The organism is Dolichospermum sp. DET69 (assembly GCA_017355425.1).
Classification (GTDB): Bacteria; Cyanobacteriota; Cyanobacteriia; order Cyanobacteriales; family Nostocaceae; genus Dolichospermum.
In genome coordinates, this window is the sequence record CP070233.1 from 1,008,553 (window position 1) to 1,025,572 (window position 17,020).

15 protein-coding genes are annotated in these 17,020 nt (G+C 37.2%); 5 read left to right on the plus strand and 10 right to left on the minus strand.

Annotated features, from left to right (window positions below; genetic code table 11):
* Positions 1-9 precede the first annotated feature (9 nt).
* The 10 genes from EZY12_04880 to EZY12_04925 form a co-directional block, all read right to left on the minus strand.
* A complete protein-coding gene (locus EZY12_04880; protein QSX69010.1) occupies positions 10-636 on the minus strand; it encodes a restriction endonuclease subunit R in 627 nt (208 codons plus the stop codon).
* A gap of 781 nt (positions 637-1,417) precedes the next feature.
* Complete coding sequence (locus tag EZY12_04885; protein ID QSX69011.1) at positions 1,418-1,894, minus strand: peroxiredoxin; 477 nt, start codon at positions 1,892-1,894, stop codon at positions 1,418-1,420.
* A 46-nt stretch (positions 1,895-1,940) separates the two neighbouring features.
* A complete protein-coding gene (locus EZY12_04890) occupies positions 1,941-2,897 on the minus strand; it encodes a ribonuclease Z (protein ID QSX69012.1) in 957 nt (318 codons plus the stop codon).
* 198 nt (positions 2,898-3,095) lie between these two features.
* Positions 3,096-3,995 (minus strand): sensor histidine kinase, encoded by a 900-nt coding sequence (locus EZY12_04895; protein ID QSX69013.1) that lies wholly within the window; start codon positions 3,993-3,995, stop codon positions 3,096-3,098.
* Positions 3,996-4,056: 61 nt separating this feature from the next.
* The gene (locus tag EZY12_04900; protein ID QSX69014.1) at positions 4,057-4,734 is read right to left on the minus strand and encodes a response regulator transcription factor; all 678 of its coding nucleotides are present in this window, start codon (positions 4,732-4,734) and stop codon (positions 4,057-4,059) included.
* A gap of 426 nt (positions 4,735-5,160) precedes the next feature.
* On the minus strand, positions 5,161-5,808 hold the full coding sequence (locus tag EZY12_04905) for a hypothetical protein (GenBank protein QSX69015.1): 648 nt from the start codon (positions 5,806-5,808) through the stop codon (positions 5,161-5,163).
* A 66-nt stretch (positions 5,809-5,874) separates the two neighbouring features.
* Positions 5,875-7,272 (minus strand): HlyD family efflux transporter periplasmic adaptor subunit, encoded by a 1,398-nt coding sequence (locus EZY12_04910; GenBank protein ID QSX69016.1) that lies wholly within the window; start codon positions 7,270-7,272, stop codon positions 5,875-5,877.
* A gap of 74 nt (positions 7,273-7,346) precedes the next feature.
* Positions 7,347-9,497 (minus strand): peptidase domain-containing ABC transporter, encoded by a 2,151-nt coding sequence (locus tag EZY12_04915; protein ID QSX69017.1) that lies wholly within the window; start codon positions 9,495-9,497, stop codon positions 7,347-7,349.
* 148 nt (positions 9,498-9,645) lie between these two features.
* On the minus strand, positions 9,646-9,972 hold the full coding sequence (locus EZY12_04920) for a hypothetical protein (GenBank protein ID QSX69018.1): 327 nt from the start codon (positions 9,970-9,972) through the stop codon (positions 9,646-9,648).
* Positions 9,973-10,176: 204 nt separating this feature from the next.
* Positions 10,177-10,431 carry a CTB family bacteriocin gene (locus EZY12_04925; protein ID QSX69019.1) on the minus strand — a complete coding sequence of 85 codons (255 nt, stop codon included), beginning with the start codon at positions 10,429-10,431 and terminating at the stop codon, positions 10,177-10,179.
* Between the two features lie 1,056 nt (positions 10,432-11,487).
* Here EZY12_04925 and EZY12_04930 point away from each other — a divergent pair.
* The 5 genes from EZY12_04930 to EZY12_04950 all read left to right on the plus strand — a co-directional run bounded on the left by EZY12_04930 (position 11,488) and on the right by EZY12_04950 (position 16,956).
* Complete coding sequence (locus EZY12_04930; protein QSX69020.1) at positions 11,488-12,420, plus strand: DnaJ domain-containing protein; 933 nt, start codon at positions 11,488-11,490, stop codon at positions 12,418-12,420.
* Entirely contained in the window at positions 12,420-13,625 is a 1,206-nt protein-coding gene (locus tag EZY12_04935) for an ATP phosphoribosyltransferase regulatory subunit (protein ID QSX69021.1), read from the plus strand. The genes EZY12_04930 and EZY12_04935 overlap by 1 nt, the downstream gene beginning before the upstream one ends.
* Before the next feature lie 609 nt (positions 13,626-14,234).
* On the plus strand, positions 14,235-15,809 hold the full coding sequence (locus EZY12_04940; GenBank protein ID QSX69022.1) for a reverse transcriptase N-terminal domain-containing protein: 1,575 nt from the start codon (positions 14,235-14,237) through the stop codon (positions 15,807-15,809).
* Between the two features lie 109 nt (positions 15,810-15,918).
* Positions 15,919-16,146, plus strand: a complete 228-nt coding sequence (locus EZY12_04945) for a ferredoxin family protein (GenBank protein QSX69023.1) — start codon at positions 15,919-15,921, stop codon at positions 16,144-16,146.
* A gap of 81 nt (positions 16,147-16,227) precedes the next feature.
* Positions 16,228-16,956 (plus strand): ABC transporter ATP-binding protein, encoded by a 729-nt coding sequence (locus EZY12_04950; protein QSX69024.1) that lies wholly within the window; start codon positions 16,228-16,230, stop codon positions 16,954-16,956.
* Positions 16,957-17,020 lie beyond the last annotated feature (64 nt).

Below are 17,020 nucleotides of genomic sequence, written 5' to 3' on the forward strand. Positions count from 1 at the left end.
AATTCAGAGTTAATTTAAAATTTGACCTAGTTTTTTTAAGATGCGGAAAACTTGATAAAGTTCGTTTTCTCGCTTCCAAAGTGTAAATTGATTAGATAAACTATATTGGGGTTGATTGATTTGTGATATTTTTAGAAAAATAAAATCACTTCCATTCATTACCAATCCAAACACAGGTTTTGTAGGATGAGGATTACTCAGCATATAAGTAAGTGCTTGAGGTATGGCTTCTGAAAGCGAAAAAGCACTTCGTTTAGATTCAATTACTAATAACCATAATTGTTGCTGAATTACTAAAACATCAATTCTGCCTCTGATAATTGTTTCTTTATCTTCTACGGTAATTTCTGTTGATGATTCACTTCTAATAAAGAAAGGTTCATCATAAAATCCAGCTAAACTGAGTAAGGGAGATAAAACTACTAATTTTACTGTTTCTTCCGATAAAGGAGGATATTTAACTAACCGGAGAAAATGAGATTTCACTTTATCTAGATACTGTTTTTCTAAATCAGAGATTTCTGGTAAATTTTCCCACCATTCAGTAAAGAACGCTTCATTATCAGTTTGTTCTAAACTGAATCTTTCTTCTAAATAGGCAATACCTACATTTTGCGCTTGGATGACTTGAACCATAATACAAATAATAGAATTGATATTTCTATTGTATAAGAGGATGAATGAACAATTCACTTATATTGTATCAAATATTGTTTTACCCCTCCCTAACCCTCTGACAGGTGTAGGTTTTTAATATTCTCTGTAAAGGCAAGACCAACTGATGACAAGGAAGGAAAGTAGACAAGGAGGATTTTATCCACAAAATACTCAATTCATGGGTTGTTTTGTTACTAATTATACATTCATTTGTCCGGTTTTCCTCCCTTGTCACCTTGTCTACCTTGTCCACCAAGTCTTGTCCTCAAGACAATGTAAAAAACCTACACTTGTCAGTCCCTAACCCTCCCCTTAGAAAGGGGAGGGGACTTGATTTTCTGTTATCCCCCCTTTCTAAGCTATCCATTACCGGGATCTTTCTTAACATTCGATAAGAGCGATCGCTCTCAAACCCCAAACCTTAATCCTCCGTTGATGATTCTCAGTAAAATAAGGGTTTTATCAAGAAGAATAAGGTACATTTTGTCAAGATTAGGGAAATTTTCAAGCGTTGAAACCGTTGCCACATAAATGTTTCAAGATTGTTAAGAAAGATGTGGGTAATGGATAGCTTAAAAAGGGGGGGTAAACAATCATACCTGATATTACTTTATGGCTTCGCTTCGCTATCAAACATCCTCTAAGGTTTGAATGGTAATACTATTTCATTAACAGAATTCGGTAAAGGAAACTTTAAATTAATTAACATTTAGAAAATTGCAGTTATATCCAGATAGTCCGATTATCGGACTATCAAAGGTTAAATAGCGGCTAATTCCTGGATTTTCTTATATACAGATTCAGCATGACCTTTAGTTTTGACATTAGGCCAAACGTGAGCGATGATTTTATCAGGTGAAATCAGAAAAGTTGAACGAGCAACTCCCATATATTCCTTACCCATAAACTTCTTTAAACGCCATGCACCATAGGCTGCTATTAATTGATGTTCAGGATCTGTTAATAGAGTAATTGATAAATTATATTTGTCTATAAATTTGCAATGAGATGTGGCAGAATCAGGACTAACACCGATGATATTTGCTCCCAATGTGATAAATTCCGAGGACAATTCTGTAAAGTCTTGAGCTTCAGTGGTGCAACCAGGTGTATTATCTTTAGGATAAAAATAGAGAACTATCCACTGATTTAGATCAGTAAGGTTGACTAAATTATTATTTTGGTCTGGGGTGGAAAAACCCGGTGCAGGTTGTCCAATTTGGGGAATATTGCTCATAATTTAGATTGGCAGAAATTAGGAATAAGTCAAAATTATAGCAAATTTAAGCGCTCACACTTAACTCAATTTCCCGTCTCCTAGGGACATCATAAACCATAAAATCATGAGCCATAATTGTTTTCGGAAAAATCGCTCGTGCTTCTTTGAGTAAATCTTTTAATTCGATAGTATTACCTGGAGCATAACGAGGACTGAAATGGGTCATAATCAGCTTGCGAACTCCTGCCCTGTAAGCTGTTTGCGCGGCCATTGTGGTTGTGGAATGTAGCCGCTGAAAAGCCATTTCTGAATCTTGATGAGCAAAAGTTGCTTCATGAATTAATACATCTGCATCTTCTGCTAATTGCACCGCACCATCACAATAAACCGTATCTGTGCAATAGGCAATTTTGCGCCCAATTTCTATTGGTCCACATAATTCACTCCCATTAATTACTCTTCCGTCTTCGAGGGTGACAGTTTCACCCCGCTTGAGTTGTCCATAAACTGGACCTGAAGGAATTTCTAAGGTTTTAGCTTTGTCTATATCAAAACGTCCGGTTCTATCTTTTTCGGCTATTCGGTAGCCAAAAGCCGGAATTCGGTGATGTAAAAGACCACAACTAACAGTAAATTCATCATTTTCATAAATTACCCCCGGTTGAACAGTATGCACTTTTATGGGGTAAGAAAAATGGGTATGAGAGTAACGGGAAGCGGCTTGTAAGTATTCGTTTAATCCTGATGGACCATAAATATCAATTTTGTCTACATTACCTGCTAAACCGCAACTAGCAAGCAATCCCATTAAGCCAAAAATATGATCACCGTGCATATGGGTGACAAAAATTCGGGATAGTTGGCTAACTTTTAAGTCACTCCGTAAAATTTGATGCTGAGTTCCCTCACCACAGTCAAACAACCACAATTCCGCCCGTTGTGGCAACCTCAGTGCCACGCTGGAAACATTGCGTGATCTTGTCGGTACACCGGAACTCGTCCCTAAAAATGTAATCTGCACGGCGTTTTTTAGCTTTCCTTTTGCTCAATATAATCCTTGATTCTCTATCTTGGCACAGTATTGGTACTGTCAGCTATTTGAGCATAATATGGGCAGGCTAGAAGCCCAGCCCACAATCAGTATAATATTCTTGTGGGGTGGGCGTTTGGACCCCCAAGAGTCAATAATATTATTTTGATATTATTTTAGTTTATCTAGTTATTGCCACCAGAAAGAATTTGACAAAGGCCAGGATAACTCACAAAGAGTACCTTGGGGATAAAGGGAAACTCGCCGAAATTTACCTTTAATTTGTTGTGCTACATTTTTAAATTGTTTTGTTCCCCAACCTTCTCTTAATGAATGAATTCCTAAACCATTATCTATAATACTCAGAGTGTAAATTCTTTCACCTTCAGACAAAGAATAAGTAACTTGTAGACAAGTTATGCCGGTGGCGTGTTTACCAATATTGCATAAAGCTTCTTCTAAAAATCGGCATAATCCTCGCTTATTTTCAATACTTAAACTATTTTCATTTATAGGTTCAAAATTATGGATTTTCAGTTTAAGGCTTTTAAAGCAGGGAAAATCCCGTTCTAAGGTGTGGCTATAAACTTGATAAAGAATTTCATGCAAAGGGTTTCGCAAATCTATAACTACGTTATTTCCTAGGTAAAGGCTAGTATCTTGAGCCAGAGTTTCTTGTTGCCAAAAATCACACATTCCCCGTAGATCTTGATTCAACTCTTCAAGTTCTTGTTCAATTAAAGGGAGTAATTTATGACTTGGTAGATCTTGCCCTTTAATTAAACGTAAAACTTTTGCCAAACTTTGCAAAGGACCATTATGAATTGTTTCAAAAGTAGTTTCAATCATGATTTTACGAATTTCAATTCTAGATTCAATAGTTTGGTTATATTGATACAAGCCTATAAGAAAGATGCAATTAATCGCTACCAGGATAATTGTTGGTATGACAATTATTGGCAAATTCCCAATTAATAAGAAATGACTAGCTAAGACTATTCCTAATAAAGTAATGATGATTTCTAATAACTTTTCAACAGAAACAAAATAAATTTCTCTTGGCAGTTTTTTCCAAAATTTAGTTTGCATAAGCTTTGATTTTAGTCTCAACATCTTAATTATGGAAAACACATTATTGATTTTAAGTTTATTAATCAATTAATCCTTCGGCTCTAGCTTTGATTTCTGTTTTAATACGAATGTTTTTACCTTCTTCCGGGTAAACATTTAAAACGTCTTGTAATTTACTCCAATAATGACGCACCATGCGTTCAGATATGCACATATTTTCAGCAATTGCTTTATCTTGTAATCCTTCTTCAAAGGCTAAGTTCAGGACTTTCAACCACTTTGGTTTCACATCTAAACCTGAATGAATTCCTTTGATATCTTTTGTGTGAGTTAATCCCTGTAATGCCCAATCAACTCTAGTTAACATTTCTTGGGTAGAAAGACTTTTATCAGCGATAGTAAAGCCTCCTTGATGATTATCAATATAAGGACGAATCCGTACTAATGTTTTCACGTGGACACTTTGAATAACAAGATTTAAATGGGAATAATTTTCCATCAAAGCCTTAAGAAGTTGAATACCTGTATCAACTCGTGCTGTCATTTCTGATTTTTCTGGTATGGAAAGATCCATCACTAATAAATTAGGTTGATAACTAATAATTTGCTCAAAAGCATAACTAGCATTTGTAGCAATATTAAAATCAGCACTAGGATAGGTTTTCCTTAATATTTCCACTGTTCCGTTTAAAACTGATTCGTGATCATCAATAATCATGAATTTTAAAATTGATTTTTCTGATGAAACTTGTTGCATATCTAATAACTGTCCTAATAGTTATACACCTGATAAATTTTGTATAGAACTCCGGTTTCATTCCTAATAGCTTATTTAGAGTAAATGCGCGTATGGCTACACTTACTGTAGTAGTGTACTGGAGGCATCAGGAATAACTTAGAGCATTAAGATGTAAATTTTTAAGCACAAACTACGCTCACAAAAATCAAATAAGCGTCCTATATATACTGCTATTAATTAGTTTTTCTAGATGCTATTAGTTATAACTTATTTACCATGAAAGATATCACCCTCATTCCCTGAAGTTTATTAGAAAATACTGATATTATGAAGTTTGTATATAACAATAATAAATATGTTTATTTCCCAATAATTTAGGATTAATCGGAGTTTTAACAGATATAGTGCTTGGTACTATAGGAGATATTAAGTAATAGAAAATACTCACCAATAAAAGTGCCAGATTGACATAAGGTTTTTGTTAAAGTAGGAGCATTTACCTGAGATTAAGAACTTAAAGCTATTGTAAAGATGCTCTAATTCTGGCAAATGAGAATAAAAAATCAGAGTAGATATATCAGGATAAGAAATTTTTACGGACAATAGCCCGATACTGTGTATTTGTTTGAGAGTAATATGAATATAAATAGGGAGTAAAATTTCTGTTTCTGGCAAGGTTAGTATCAGTAATTCTTCTAAAATTCTGATAATTATCCAACTCTGTTCAGGTGGTTCAATTCGCCAATAAATTGGCATATTAATCTGAAAATCTAAATGGGGATGGGAATTAGACCAAGGTTCTAATAAACACTCAATAGATAAAGGTAAGCTGTCTTGAATAGATATCGGACACAAGCGATCGCTTAATTGTCCCAAGGAGTGATGAAATCTATCAATTTTTTGGATATATGCCTGAATTTTCGTCACCGATAAACTCAGATTATCTCTAGTTAATAAATCTAAATTACGCCGGATTGTAAAAGATTCTTGTAATAGATCATCACGGATTTTTTCGGACTCCAGAAATAATTTCCAGAATTCTCTATAAAACCACCACTGCAATGCTTGCTGAATTCTTTGGTCAGATGTCATAAACGGTATTATAGTTATGACGTTAATAAATTAGATATAGCAGAGAATATTATATTCAATGACTATTCATAAATCACTAATTAGTCTAGCTTTTCTTAACATAAATTGCAATGCTGTTTCTTCCCTGGAAATAATTTCGGCTGTAGCGTTCATTCCTACTTGTAATAGACATTGATGATGATTATTTCCAAATGAATTGTTTTCGGGTTGAATCGTGACTTCAAAGTAGCCAACACCAGAAGAATTTGTAGCAGCATCTTTACTTTGAGATGTAATCGCATCTGGAGCGATGGTTTTAACAATGCCTTTTGCAATTCCATAATCAGGATAGGGACAAGCATCAATACGAAGTTGGACTTTTTGTCCAATGGCAATTTTATTAATTTCCGCACTGGGAATCATGGCTTTAGTTACTAGAGAAGCACCATTAGGTACAACCTCAGCAACAGATTCACCAGCCCGTAAAAATTGACCAGAATTTCGTAAATTGAGTTTAAAGATAATGCCATTACTAGTGGCAAGAATTATACTAATTTTTCGTTGATTTTCGACTTGTTGAAGTTCTTTTTGTGATTGTTTGATTTGGGTTCGTATTTCCACTAATCGCTGAATTAAGCCTTGTCTTTCTTTATTTAGAGCCGCTATAGTGGCTTCACCTTTAGCAATTTCTTGAGCAATACGTTCTTCTGCCATTTTCACTATTGCGGTAGTGGGATTAACCGCAGCTTGATTAGATTTAATTTTTATTCTAGCGATATCAACTGCTTTTTTTGCAGATTTTAGTGTTAAGGTTGTCTGCTGAACAACTAGCTTTTTTTGCTCAAATTCTCGATTGCTAATTGCGCCAATTTTAGATAACTGTTCATAACGATCTCTATCTACTTTGGCAAATTCTAAATCAGCTTGAGCTTTTTCTAAATCTACTAATTCTTTTTGGATATTTATTTCTGCTGTCATTAATTCACTTTCAGTATTGATTTTTCGCTCTTCATATTCCCTTTTGGTTTTTAATAAGTCTTCTTTAGCAGCAATAACAATCCTTTCTAGAACTCTTTTTTCCGCCATAATTTGATTATTTAAAGTCTGGTTTTGAGCATAGATTTGGAATATTTGTAATTTACTTTGTTGAATATTTTCTTCTAGTTGGCTTTTTCTAATTAGCAATGCTTCAGTATCTAAAAGAGCGATTATATCTCCTTGTTTAACAACTTGATTTTCTTTCACTTCGATAGTTTTAACAGTCCCTTCTATCTTTGATTGAACTATACGAGTTTCACCTATGGGACGAATAATAGCAGCAGCTTTTACAGTGACATTATATTTCACCCATGAGGATAAAGAAATACTAGCAATCACAGTTCCAATCAGAAATACACCTACTAAAGATGTCCAAATACTTATAGGTGGAAGTGAATTATCATTTTCAATTATAGAATTCAATTCTTGATTATGAATGTAAAACATAATTTTCTTAACAATGAATATAGGACAAATATTTAATTTTTAAAATATACTTTTGGTGGGCATTGTCCACCCTACTAAGGAATTATAAAATCTAAATGATCTCCTGATTTAGTGCGTAAATCTTCTAAAGATCCTGCTAATTTCAACCTACCTTGATCTATCAAAACAATCCAGTCAGCACGATTAATTACTTTAGGTCTATGACTAATAAAAATAGTTGTTTTCCCTTGACGATGTTGAAATAATTGGTCTAAAACTTGGGTTTCACTAACTGGATCAAGTCCACTGGTGGATTCATCTAAAATCAGGATTGCTGGATCCATAATAAGCGCTCTAGCTATGGCTAATCTTTGTCTTTGTCCACCGGAAATATTCGCTCCAAATTCACCTAAGATAGTTTGATATGTTTCTGGAAATTTACTGATAAATTCATCAGCACCAGCAATTTGACAAGCTTGCACAATCTGCTCAAAGGTAGCATAAGGTGATCCTAAGCGGAAGTTTTCCACAATAGAACGATTCCAAAAATGAGCATCTTGAGGAACAAGAACAATCTGTTGCCGGAGAGATTCTAAAGAAAGGTCTTGAAGATTATAAAGCCCAATTCTAATATTACCAGATTGGAGTTGATATAAACCAGAAATTAATTTAGCTAAGGTGCTTTTACCACATCCAGATTTACCAATAAGAGCAATATTTTTACTTCCAGGAATTGTTAAAGAAAAATCTTCTAATAAGTCAACACGACCAGGATAATGAAAGGTTAAATTTGTACAAATAATATCGGCATGATCGGAAATTGTGGCAAAAGGCTTTTTACCATCATCTTCCTCTTCAGGAGTGGCATCAATAACTTCTGTTAAGCGTCTGGTAGCAGTTTTAGCACGGGTAAATTCATCAACAAAATGAATAACTGTACTAATTAAAGATATAAAGTTACCATTCATGGAATTAAAAGCTAGTAATTGCCCAATACTCAAGTTTTCAGCCGGATTAATTACTAAATAGCCACCAAACCAGAGCAAAGTTACACTACCAATTCCAGAAATAAAGCCAGAAAATGTATTATTAATAATTCCGATTTGTATTGTCCGAAATGTTAACGCAGCTAGACGATTAAACCGACTGTCTAATTCATCTTTAAATTGTCTACCTGATGCTGTTGTTTTGAGGGTTAATGCACCTTTGAATGTTTCGACTAAAACCCCTTGTGTTTCCGCTTCTGTAATTAATAATTCATTGGTTTTTTGTTGTAATGTGGGTTGAAAAATAAATGTAGATATGGTCATTACCATAGAAATTAATAAAGCAGTTAAGCTGAGTTTCCAGCTATAAAAAAACATGAAGCCTAAAGAAATAATCGCAATAAAAAATTGACTGGGTAAACCGACAACAACTTGAGCAACTAATTGATTAATTTGGTCAATATCTCGCAGCCGACTCACAATTTCACCACTGCGACGAGTTTCATAATAGGTTAATGGTAAACGCAGAATTTGTCTCCCGAATTCTAGAACTAGACCTAATTGCAGTCGTTGAGCAAAATGAGCAATTAAGTTAGACTGAACAAATGAAAGACTATTAGAAATAATATTCATGACTACTACAGAAATAACTACTGTAGTCAGTAATTTTGTATCACCTCTGAGCAATACATCATCAGTGAGAATTTGCAACAGGAATGGAGAAGTTAAGGACAATAAACCCAAGACTAAATTAAGTGGTAAAGCTTGGAATAAAATGCCACGATAAATCCAAACCCGTTTAAAAAAACGCCAAAAACCACCTTCTTTATCTTGCTTTTGAGCAAAAAACCGGATAGGGTCTGGTTCTACTAATAATAATAACCAATCTGTCCAAGCTGCTTCTACATCTTTTTGAGAAAGATAACGCATTCCAATTGCGGGGTCTGCAATCAGAAAGTTTTTCCCTTTTTTACCATATAAAACTACCCAATGATTTCCCTGCCAATGAATGATTGCTGGTAAGGGGGCTTCATTGATTTTTTCAAATATTTGTGGAGAAGTCTTGACTGGATTGGCTTTAAAACCCAGAATTTCTGCTCCTCGTTTTAATCCTAATAATGTAGTTCCAAATTGTCCGGTTCCGACGGCTTCCCGAATTCGACTAATAGTAAAGGTCTGACCGTAATGTTTGGCAATTGCAGCTAAACAAGCTGCACCACAATCTTCTTCACTATGTTGTTTAACGAATTGGTATTTCATAGGTAAAACCCGGTAGAAAAGAAGAGAAATAAAAATTATCTGTCAATAGATTAATATGTTTTTTTATTTTTTTGATTGCTGTTAAACACTGGAAATATCATCCAAATAGTGATATAAAAAATGATGTGATACTTATTCTGATTTAGTGCTAGAAGAAACTAAATAATCTCCCTAAGAAGCTATTACTTCGTCTTCGTTTATTGCGACTGCTACCACCACCACCACCGAACATTGAAGCTAGAATAAAGGTGGTTTGAGAAAAACGATATTCAGTTTCATTTCTCACAGAGCCGCTAGAATTTCCTTGAGAAATATTCATTTCACTCATTCCCCTAGTGTATATATCTGTAGTTTGGAAGAACATATAAGACATTCCAAAGGGTAAAGATAATCCGCCCCCAGATACAGACTCTTGTTCCTTTTCTGGTATACCTATAAATAGGTCAGAGTTTTTGATTTTTATTTTTTCAGACATGGTAAAACTTCTTTTTTCTAAAAAATAAGATTTATGTATCATTTTTTGTGATACATAAATCTTTTCCTAACTTGTTACTAAAAGTGGTAAGTCTAAAACATTGATAATCATCTCATAATGTTTGATGGCTTGATGTTTTTATTCTCTTTGACCACTTCTATTCAACAGGTAGAATATTTTAACTACCTACTTAATTAAATGGGTTTATAATACCCCTACGAATGGTAATGGGGTGAATGTAATTGCTGGAGCATTATTGAAATTCACTTGCTGACCAGCAGTATTAACTCTCAGAGAACCTTGCCTACCTGTAGTAGTGCTACCTGGGAAGCCTGAGGTGGAAGTCCCTGTTTGCCCAAGTTGTTGACCACTAAAGAAAGTATTATTTAATGTACCATCAACTCCACCAGTTACGATTTCTTGTTGCTCAACAGATACTGCGGTAAATAAGTTAGACATGACTGAATTCTCCTTGATTTGTGTTAGGGCTGGGAGTTGTGGGCTGCTTGTGTGCCGCTTTCCCCCTCCCTTGTTAATAGAATATCGAGAAGTCATTAGATAATTCATTCTCATTTTCTGCAAACTTAATTACCAGATTTAGAACTAGCTATTTCCGAAAAATACACGCCAATTTGGCTCAATTATTTTTACGAAATCGAAAATATCTGCTATCTTTATTCATTACATATTCTTAATACCTCAATGTATGTTATTCAGAAATATTGTAGAGACGTTCTATGGAACATCCCTACATTTTTACAAGTAAGTCGAGATTATGCAGCACTTCCTGCTGTTATGAGGTACGTCATAGCCCCCTCCTTGCTTGCTACAGTGTACACACAAGTCTTCTAGAGTTGCCCCACAACGTTTAGATCCCCCCAACCCCCCTTAAAAAGGGGGGCTAAATTCTTCAAAGTCCCCCTTTTTAAGGGGGATTTAGGGGGATCGGATCACGTTTAGCATTCTGTCTAGAGATGTGTGTACACCGTAGCCTTAAAAAGGGGGGCTAAATTCTTCAAAGTCCCCCTTTTTAAGGGAGATTTAGGGGGATCGGATCACGTTTAGCATCCTGTCTAGAGATGTGTGTACACCGTAGGCTTGCGGGGAGGGGGTTGGGGGTGGGGTTCATGTACCTCATTCAATCAAGAACCGCTGTATCCACCGATTAAAGGATGAACAGGATAAAAACATGGATTTCATCACCAATTACCAACCTCAATTAGAGGATGTTTGATAGTGAAGCGTGGCGTAGCCATAAAGTAATACGTTGTGATTTTTTACCCCTCTTAATCCCCCTTATGAATTCTATGGTCTTGAGGGGAGGGGAGATTTTGCTCCTTCAAAAGCGGGGTGGGATTCTTCTAAATTGATGGGTACATGAGAAAGTTTGATTTAATATCATTAAAAGGCCTTTATATTAGACATTGCCAATTTGACACTGGAGGTCTTTCAAACTTCCCGTGATTGCCTGTAAACTAAAAAGAATATGCTATGGTGCAAATACTGATAAGAAATATGTCGTTAAAAATAGATGGTGGATTATTTACCTATGATTTCATAGATCATCACGCAATCTTATGTGTGCCAGTTGATGCTGACTTTAAAGAAATCCGTAAACGTTATTTGCAAATTGCTCGAAGATTGCACCCAGATAGTTCTAATCTAGGGGACGAATCGGACAAACAAAAAGCTAATAAATTGTTATCAAGGCTAGTTAATCCAGCTTATGAGAAATTTTCTGCAGAACAGAATCGGGCTGAATATGCGTTTATTTTGTTGCAAATGGGCAAGCGATTTGCACAAGAGCCAGGAGAAGTCAGACTCAAGACAGAAATGGCCAGACAACTGTTATCTGCACCTAATTTTAGTCTATTCTACAGGGAAGCGATCGCTAAAATCGCCGAAACTCAATATGCAGATTTGCAACAAGCACAAATAATCATTGCTGAAGTTAGTGAGCTAAATCTAGTTTACCTGATGCGGATGGCAGGACAGTCAATAAATCAGCCCCCATCTCATCAACCTCAAAATTCCCCCCCCAATTCACCAACCACCCCACCTCCAGTGCCGAAAGAAGAATCGGTAGTAGAGCAATACCTACATCGCGCTCAAAATTTACTGGAAAAAAACCAATTGTCCCTAGCCAAAGTAGAATTACAGGATGCCTTAAAGTTAGAACCTAGAAATAGTCATTGCCATAGTTTGATTGCAATGGTATATTTACGGCAAAATCAACTGAAAATGGCAAAAGTTCACTTTGATAACGCCCTCAAGTTAAATCCCGATGAAAAAATCGCTTTGGAATGGAAATCCAAGGTAGACAAAGCTTTAGGAATTACGAGTAGTGCTTCTCAAGTGAGTTCCTCTTCTAAAACGGAAGAGAATCTTCCAGATAAGTCTGGAAAAAGTGGTTTGTTTGGCGGTTTGTTTGGTGGGAAGAAAAAATAATGGTGTATCAACCAGCAGCGGGAGCAAGGGATCTATTACCTTTAGATGTGGCGCAAAAACGCTGGATTGAAGATAGATTAGAGCAGGTATTTCACCGTTGGGGATATCACAGGATTATCACCTCAACTCTGGAAAGAATGGATACCTTAATGGCGGGTGAAGCAATTCAGCGTCACATGGTGATTCAACTCCAAAATGGTCAAAATGAAGAATTGGGTTTGCGTCCAGAATTGACGGCTTCTATCGCCCGGACAGTGGTAACTCGCATGGCAGATGCGACCTATCCCCAGCGACTATATTACAATGCTAATGTTTTTCGCCGCAATTGGGAAGGTCGCCATAATCGCCAACAAGAGTATTATCAAGCTGGAGTCGAGTTATTGGGTGCGGGGGGATTATTAGCCAATGCGGAAGTATTGCTGTTGGTAGCAGATTGTTTAGCAGCATTGGGTTTACAAGGTTGGCGGTTAATTTTAGGAGAAGCGGGAATTACTCGTTCTCTACTGAATGCTTTTCCCCCAGACATCAGAAATCAAGTCAGAACAGCGATCGCTCACTTAGATTATATCACTCTTGATACCTTACCCTTGAGCGAAGAACTACGCCAACGCGCTAAAATCATGTTGGATTTGCGGGGTGATAGTCAAGAAGTTCTCCAAAAAGTCAGCAGTTTACATCTAGAACCAGACCAGGATGAGGCAATAAATAACCTCAAATCCCTAGTAGAATTATTAGATGGTAAATTCCCTCTCATCCTTGATCTGAGCTTAATTCAAACCATTGACTATTACACAGGTCTTGTTTTTGAAGTAGTCAGTGAGACAAACTCCCAAGCACAGATTTTAGGAAGTGGTGGTCGTTATGACCAATTACTCGGTTTATATCATCCCCAAAAGGAAAATATTCCCGGTATCGGCTTTGAATTGAATATTGATGGTTTATACGAAATTCTCCTATTAAATCAGCAATTACCCCAGGATATCCCCGCCAGTAATTGGTTAGTAGTCCCAGAAACCCCCGGTGCTGAAGCTGCGGCTTTTGCCTATGCTGAGAAATTACGTCATTCTCCTAATTTAGTGAGAGTAGAAATAGACCTGGGAGGTAGGGACATAGACGCGATTCGTCAATATGCAAGCGATCGCTCAATAACCCAAATTGCTTGGATTAAATCTGATGGTACACACACCATCGAAGCGGGATGTTAAAAAGGAGTAGTAGAGGTTTAGCAATGCTAAACCCCTACAGGAGTGGAACAAGTGATACCGTGCGATTCGTTGTGAGTGAATCACGGTATACAAGTCCGTAAATAACCTCACCAACTTAACCCGACAACGGGGAAAGTTGAACTCTCGGTCTGATATGGGTGTAAGTCCCATCTACCAGACTCAGGTATGACTCCCTATCTGCCTACGATGACCCGACTCGGTTTCGGGAGGTCGAAGCTAGGAACAGGGCGCAATCAGACATCCGTTGTGGGGTGACACTGGTGCTAACGGGGAGTTCCTATGGTGAAACAGAGCCTAGAAAAGCAACCTACTTGTAAGCAGGACACAACATCAAAAACTTGACTTCATTGGAGTTAATTCCCGCCGCATATTGGTCTCAATAGCGGCAAGAGTCCAGGGAATCCAGTAGTTGAATTGGCTACACCTAACGGAACTAACAATCAACCGAGGGAACGAATAAAAACGGACTGAGGGTCTGAGGGCGGTCGAACCCTAAGTAGGCTGGACGAGCAGCGGAATCCCTTCAATCCGGGTAGGACAGACCGTAATTGGTCTGAGGTGTTCAGAATACACAAACGGTCGCAGAGCATGATTAGACACAGAGACAACTCTAGTGAATCCTGGAAGAAGTTACCTTGGAAGAAATTCCGCCGTAACCTATTTCGCCTACAAAAGCGCGTGTACAAAGCGGTTCAAGTTGGCGACAAGCGCAAAGCTAAGTCCCTGCAAAAGCTGATTCTGAAATCTACCGCAGCGAGATTACTGGCAATCCGTCAAGTATCACAGCTAAATGCTGGGAAAAAGACTGCAGGAATTGATGGCAAAAAGTCTCTTACCTTTAAGGAACGCTTCGAGCTTAATGAACTGCTAAAAGCATCCGTTAGCAACTGGAAACACCAGGAACTAAGAGAAATACCAATCCCCAAAAAGGACGGTACTATGAGGATGCTGAAAATCCCCACTATTGCTGATAGGGCTTACCAATGCCTTATCAAATACGCATTAGAACCAGCGCACGAGGCAACCTTCCACGCCAGGAGCTACGGGTTTAGGACGGGGCGTTCAGCGCATGACGCGCAGAAAATGCTGTTCCTGAATCTAAACTCTCAAGCCAACGGAATAGATAAAAGAGTTATAGAACTCGATATCGAAAAATGCTTTGACAGGATAAACCACACCGCCATCATGGATAAACTCATTGCTCCTTATAGCATAAGACAGGGAATATTCCGATGTCTCAAAGCCGGAGTTAATCCAGAATTTCCAGAACAAGGAACACCGCAAGGCGGGGTGGTAAGTCCACTACTAGCTAACATCGCCTTAAATGGGATTGAAAGTATTCATAGATATCATGTGATACCTAGCTACAGAATTACAGACAAAACCCCAAGGAAAAATATTGTTGAACCATCTATCCGTTACGCGGATGATATGGTAATAATACTCCGTCCTCAAGACGATGCCACAGATATACTTGACAAAATCAGTCAGTTCCTAGCAGAGCGGGGAATGAAAGTCAGTGAGAAAAAGACAAAGCTAACCGCCACGACAGATGGATTTGACTTCCTGGGCTGGAATTTCAAAGTCCAGAATAACGGAAAATTTAAAAGCGTTCCATCAGTGGACAACTTTAAATCTTTTCGCAAGAAAGTAAAACACATCGTCAACAACTCGAATTATGGTGCTACCACAAAGGCTGAGAAATTAGCCCCTGTAGTTAGAGGTTGGAGGAACTACCACCGCTTCTGCAAGATGGACGGGTCAAGAAACTCGTTATTCCACATCGAAACAAGAGCTTTCAGGGTATTCAATAAGGAAACAAAACAGAATCGCCATACCAGTAAACAATTACTAGATAAAGCGTTTCCATCAGTTCCTTACTCCGAAAACAAACATATCAATGTTAAAGGTGAGAAATCACCCTATGACGGAGATTTGAGTTATTGGAGCGAGCGTAACAGCAAGCTCTATAACAACGATACCTCTAAAGCCCTCAAACGGCAAAACCATAAATGTGGTCATTGTGGACTGAAATTGGTTAGTGATGAGAAGGTACACTTACATCATATAGATGGAAACCACCAAAACTGGAAACCTAAAAACCTTCTAGCCATTCATGAAAGCTGCCACGATTATATCCATAAGAGCAAAAGCGAAAGCTAAGAACGTCGGAAGCTGGGTGCAGTGAAAGCTGCACGCCCAGATTTAACAGAGAGGGGCGGGAAATAATATTCCCCCTCGACTCTACCAACAAAAGAGGGGAAATCGGAAAATGCCACATACCATAGTTACAGACGTTTGTGAAGGTGTTGCTGACTGCGTAAATGCTTGTCCTGTAGCTTGCATTCATGAAGGTCCAGGAAAAAATGTCAAAGGTACAGATTGGTACTGGATTGATTTTGCTACCTGTATTGATTGTGGCATCTGTCTCCAAGTTTGCCCCGTAGAAAATGCGATTTTGGCAGAAGAAAGACCAGAATTGCAGAAAATAAGAGTTTAGTCATTGGTCATTAGTCCTTGGTCATTAGACAACGGACTAATAACTAATAACTAATAACTAATAACTAATAACTAATAACTAATGACTAATAATTATTTATTAAAAGTAGAAAATGTCCACGCTGGATATATTAAAGATGTAGATATTTTGCAAGGTGTCAACTTTCACATTGCACCAGGGGAATTAGTCACAGTAATTGGTCCTAATGGTGCGGGTAAATCCACCTTAGTAAAAACTATTTTTGGACTTTTAACACCCCATACCGGAATAATTACATTTAAAGATAAAAATCTGATTGGTTTAAAATCAAATCAAATTGTGGAAAAAGGAATGTCCTATGTTCCCCAAATTGCCAATGTTTTTCCATCTTTAACCATAGATGAAAACTTAGAAATGGGAGCTTTTGTGAGGAATATCCCCTTAAAACCGCTTAAAGATAAAATATATACTATGTTTCCCAGATTGAGCGAGCGTCGTCGTCAACGTGCGGGGACACTTTCCGGTGGAGAAAGGCAAATGTTAGCAATGGGGAAAGCATTAATGTTAGAACCCAGTTTACTGCTTTTAGATGAACCTTCAGCCGCATTATCTCCCATTTTAGTAACTCAAGTATTTGAACAAATTAAACAAATTAAAGAATCAGGAACTGCGATAGTTTTAGTCGAACAAAATGCCCGGAAAGCTTTAGAAATGGCAGATCGTGGTTATGTGTTAGAATCAGGAAAAGATGCTATATCTGGACCCGGTAGAGAACTATTAAATGATCCAAAGGTGGGAGAATTATATTTAGGCGCTGGGAAAGGACATTAATCAAAAATCAGATCCCCGACTTCTTTAAAAAGTCGGGGATCTAAAACATACTAGGAATATAATA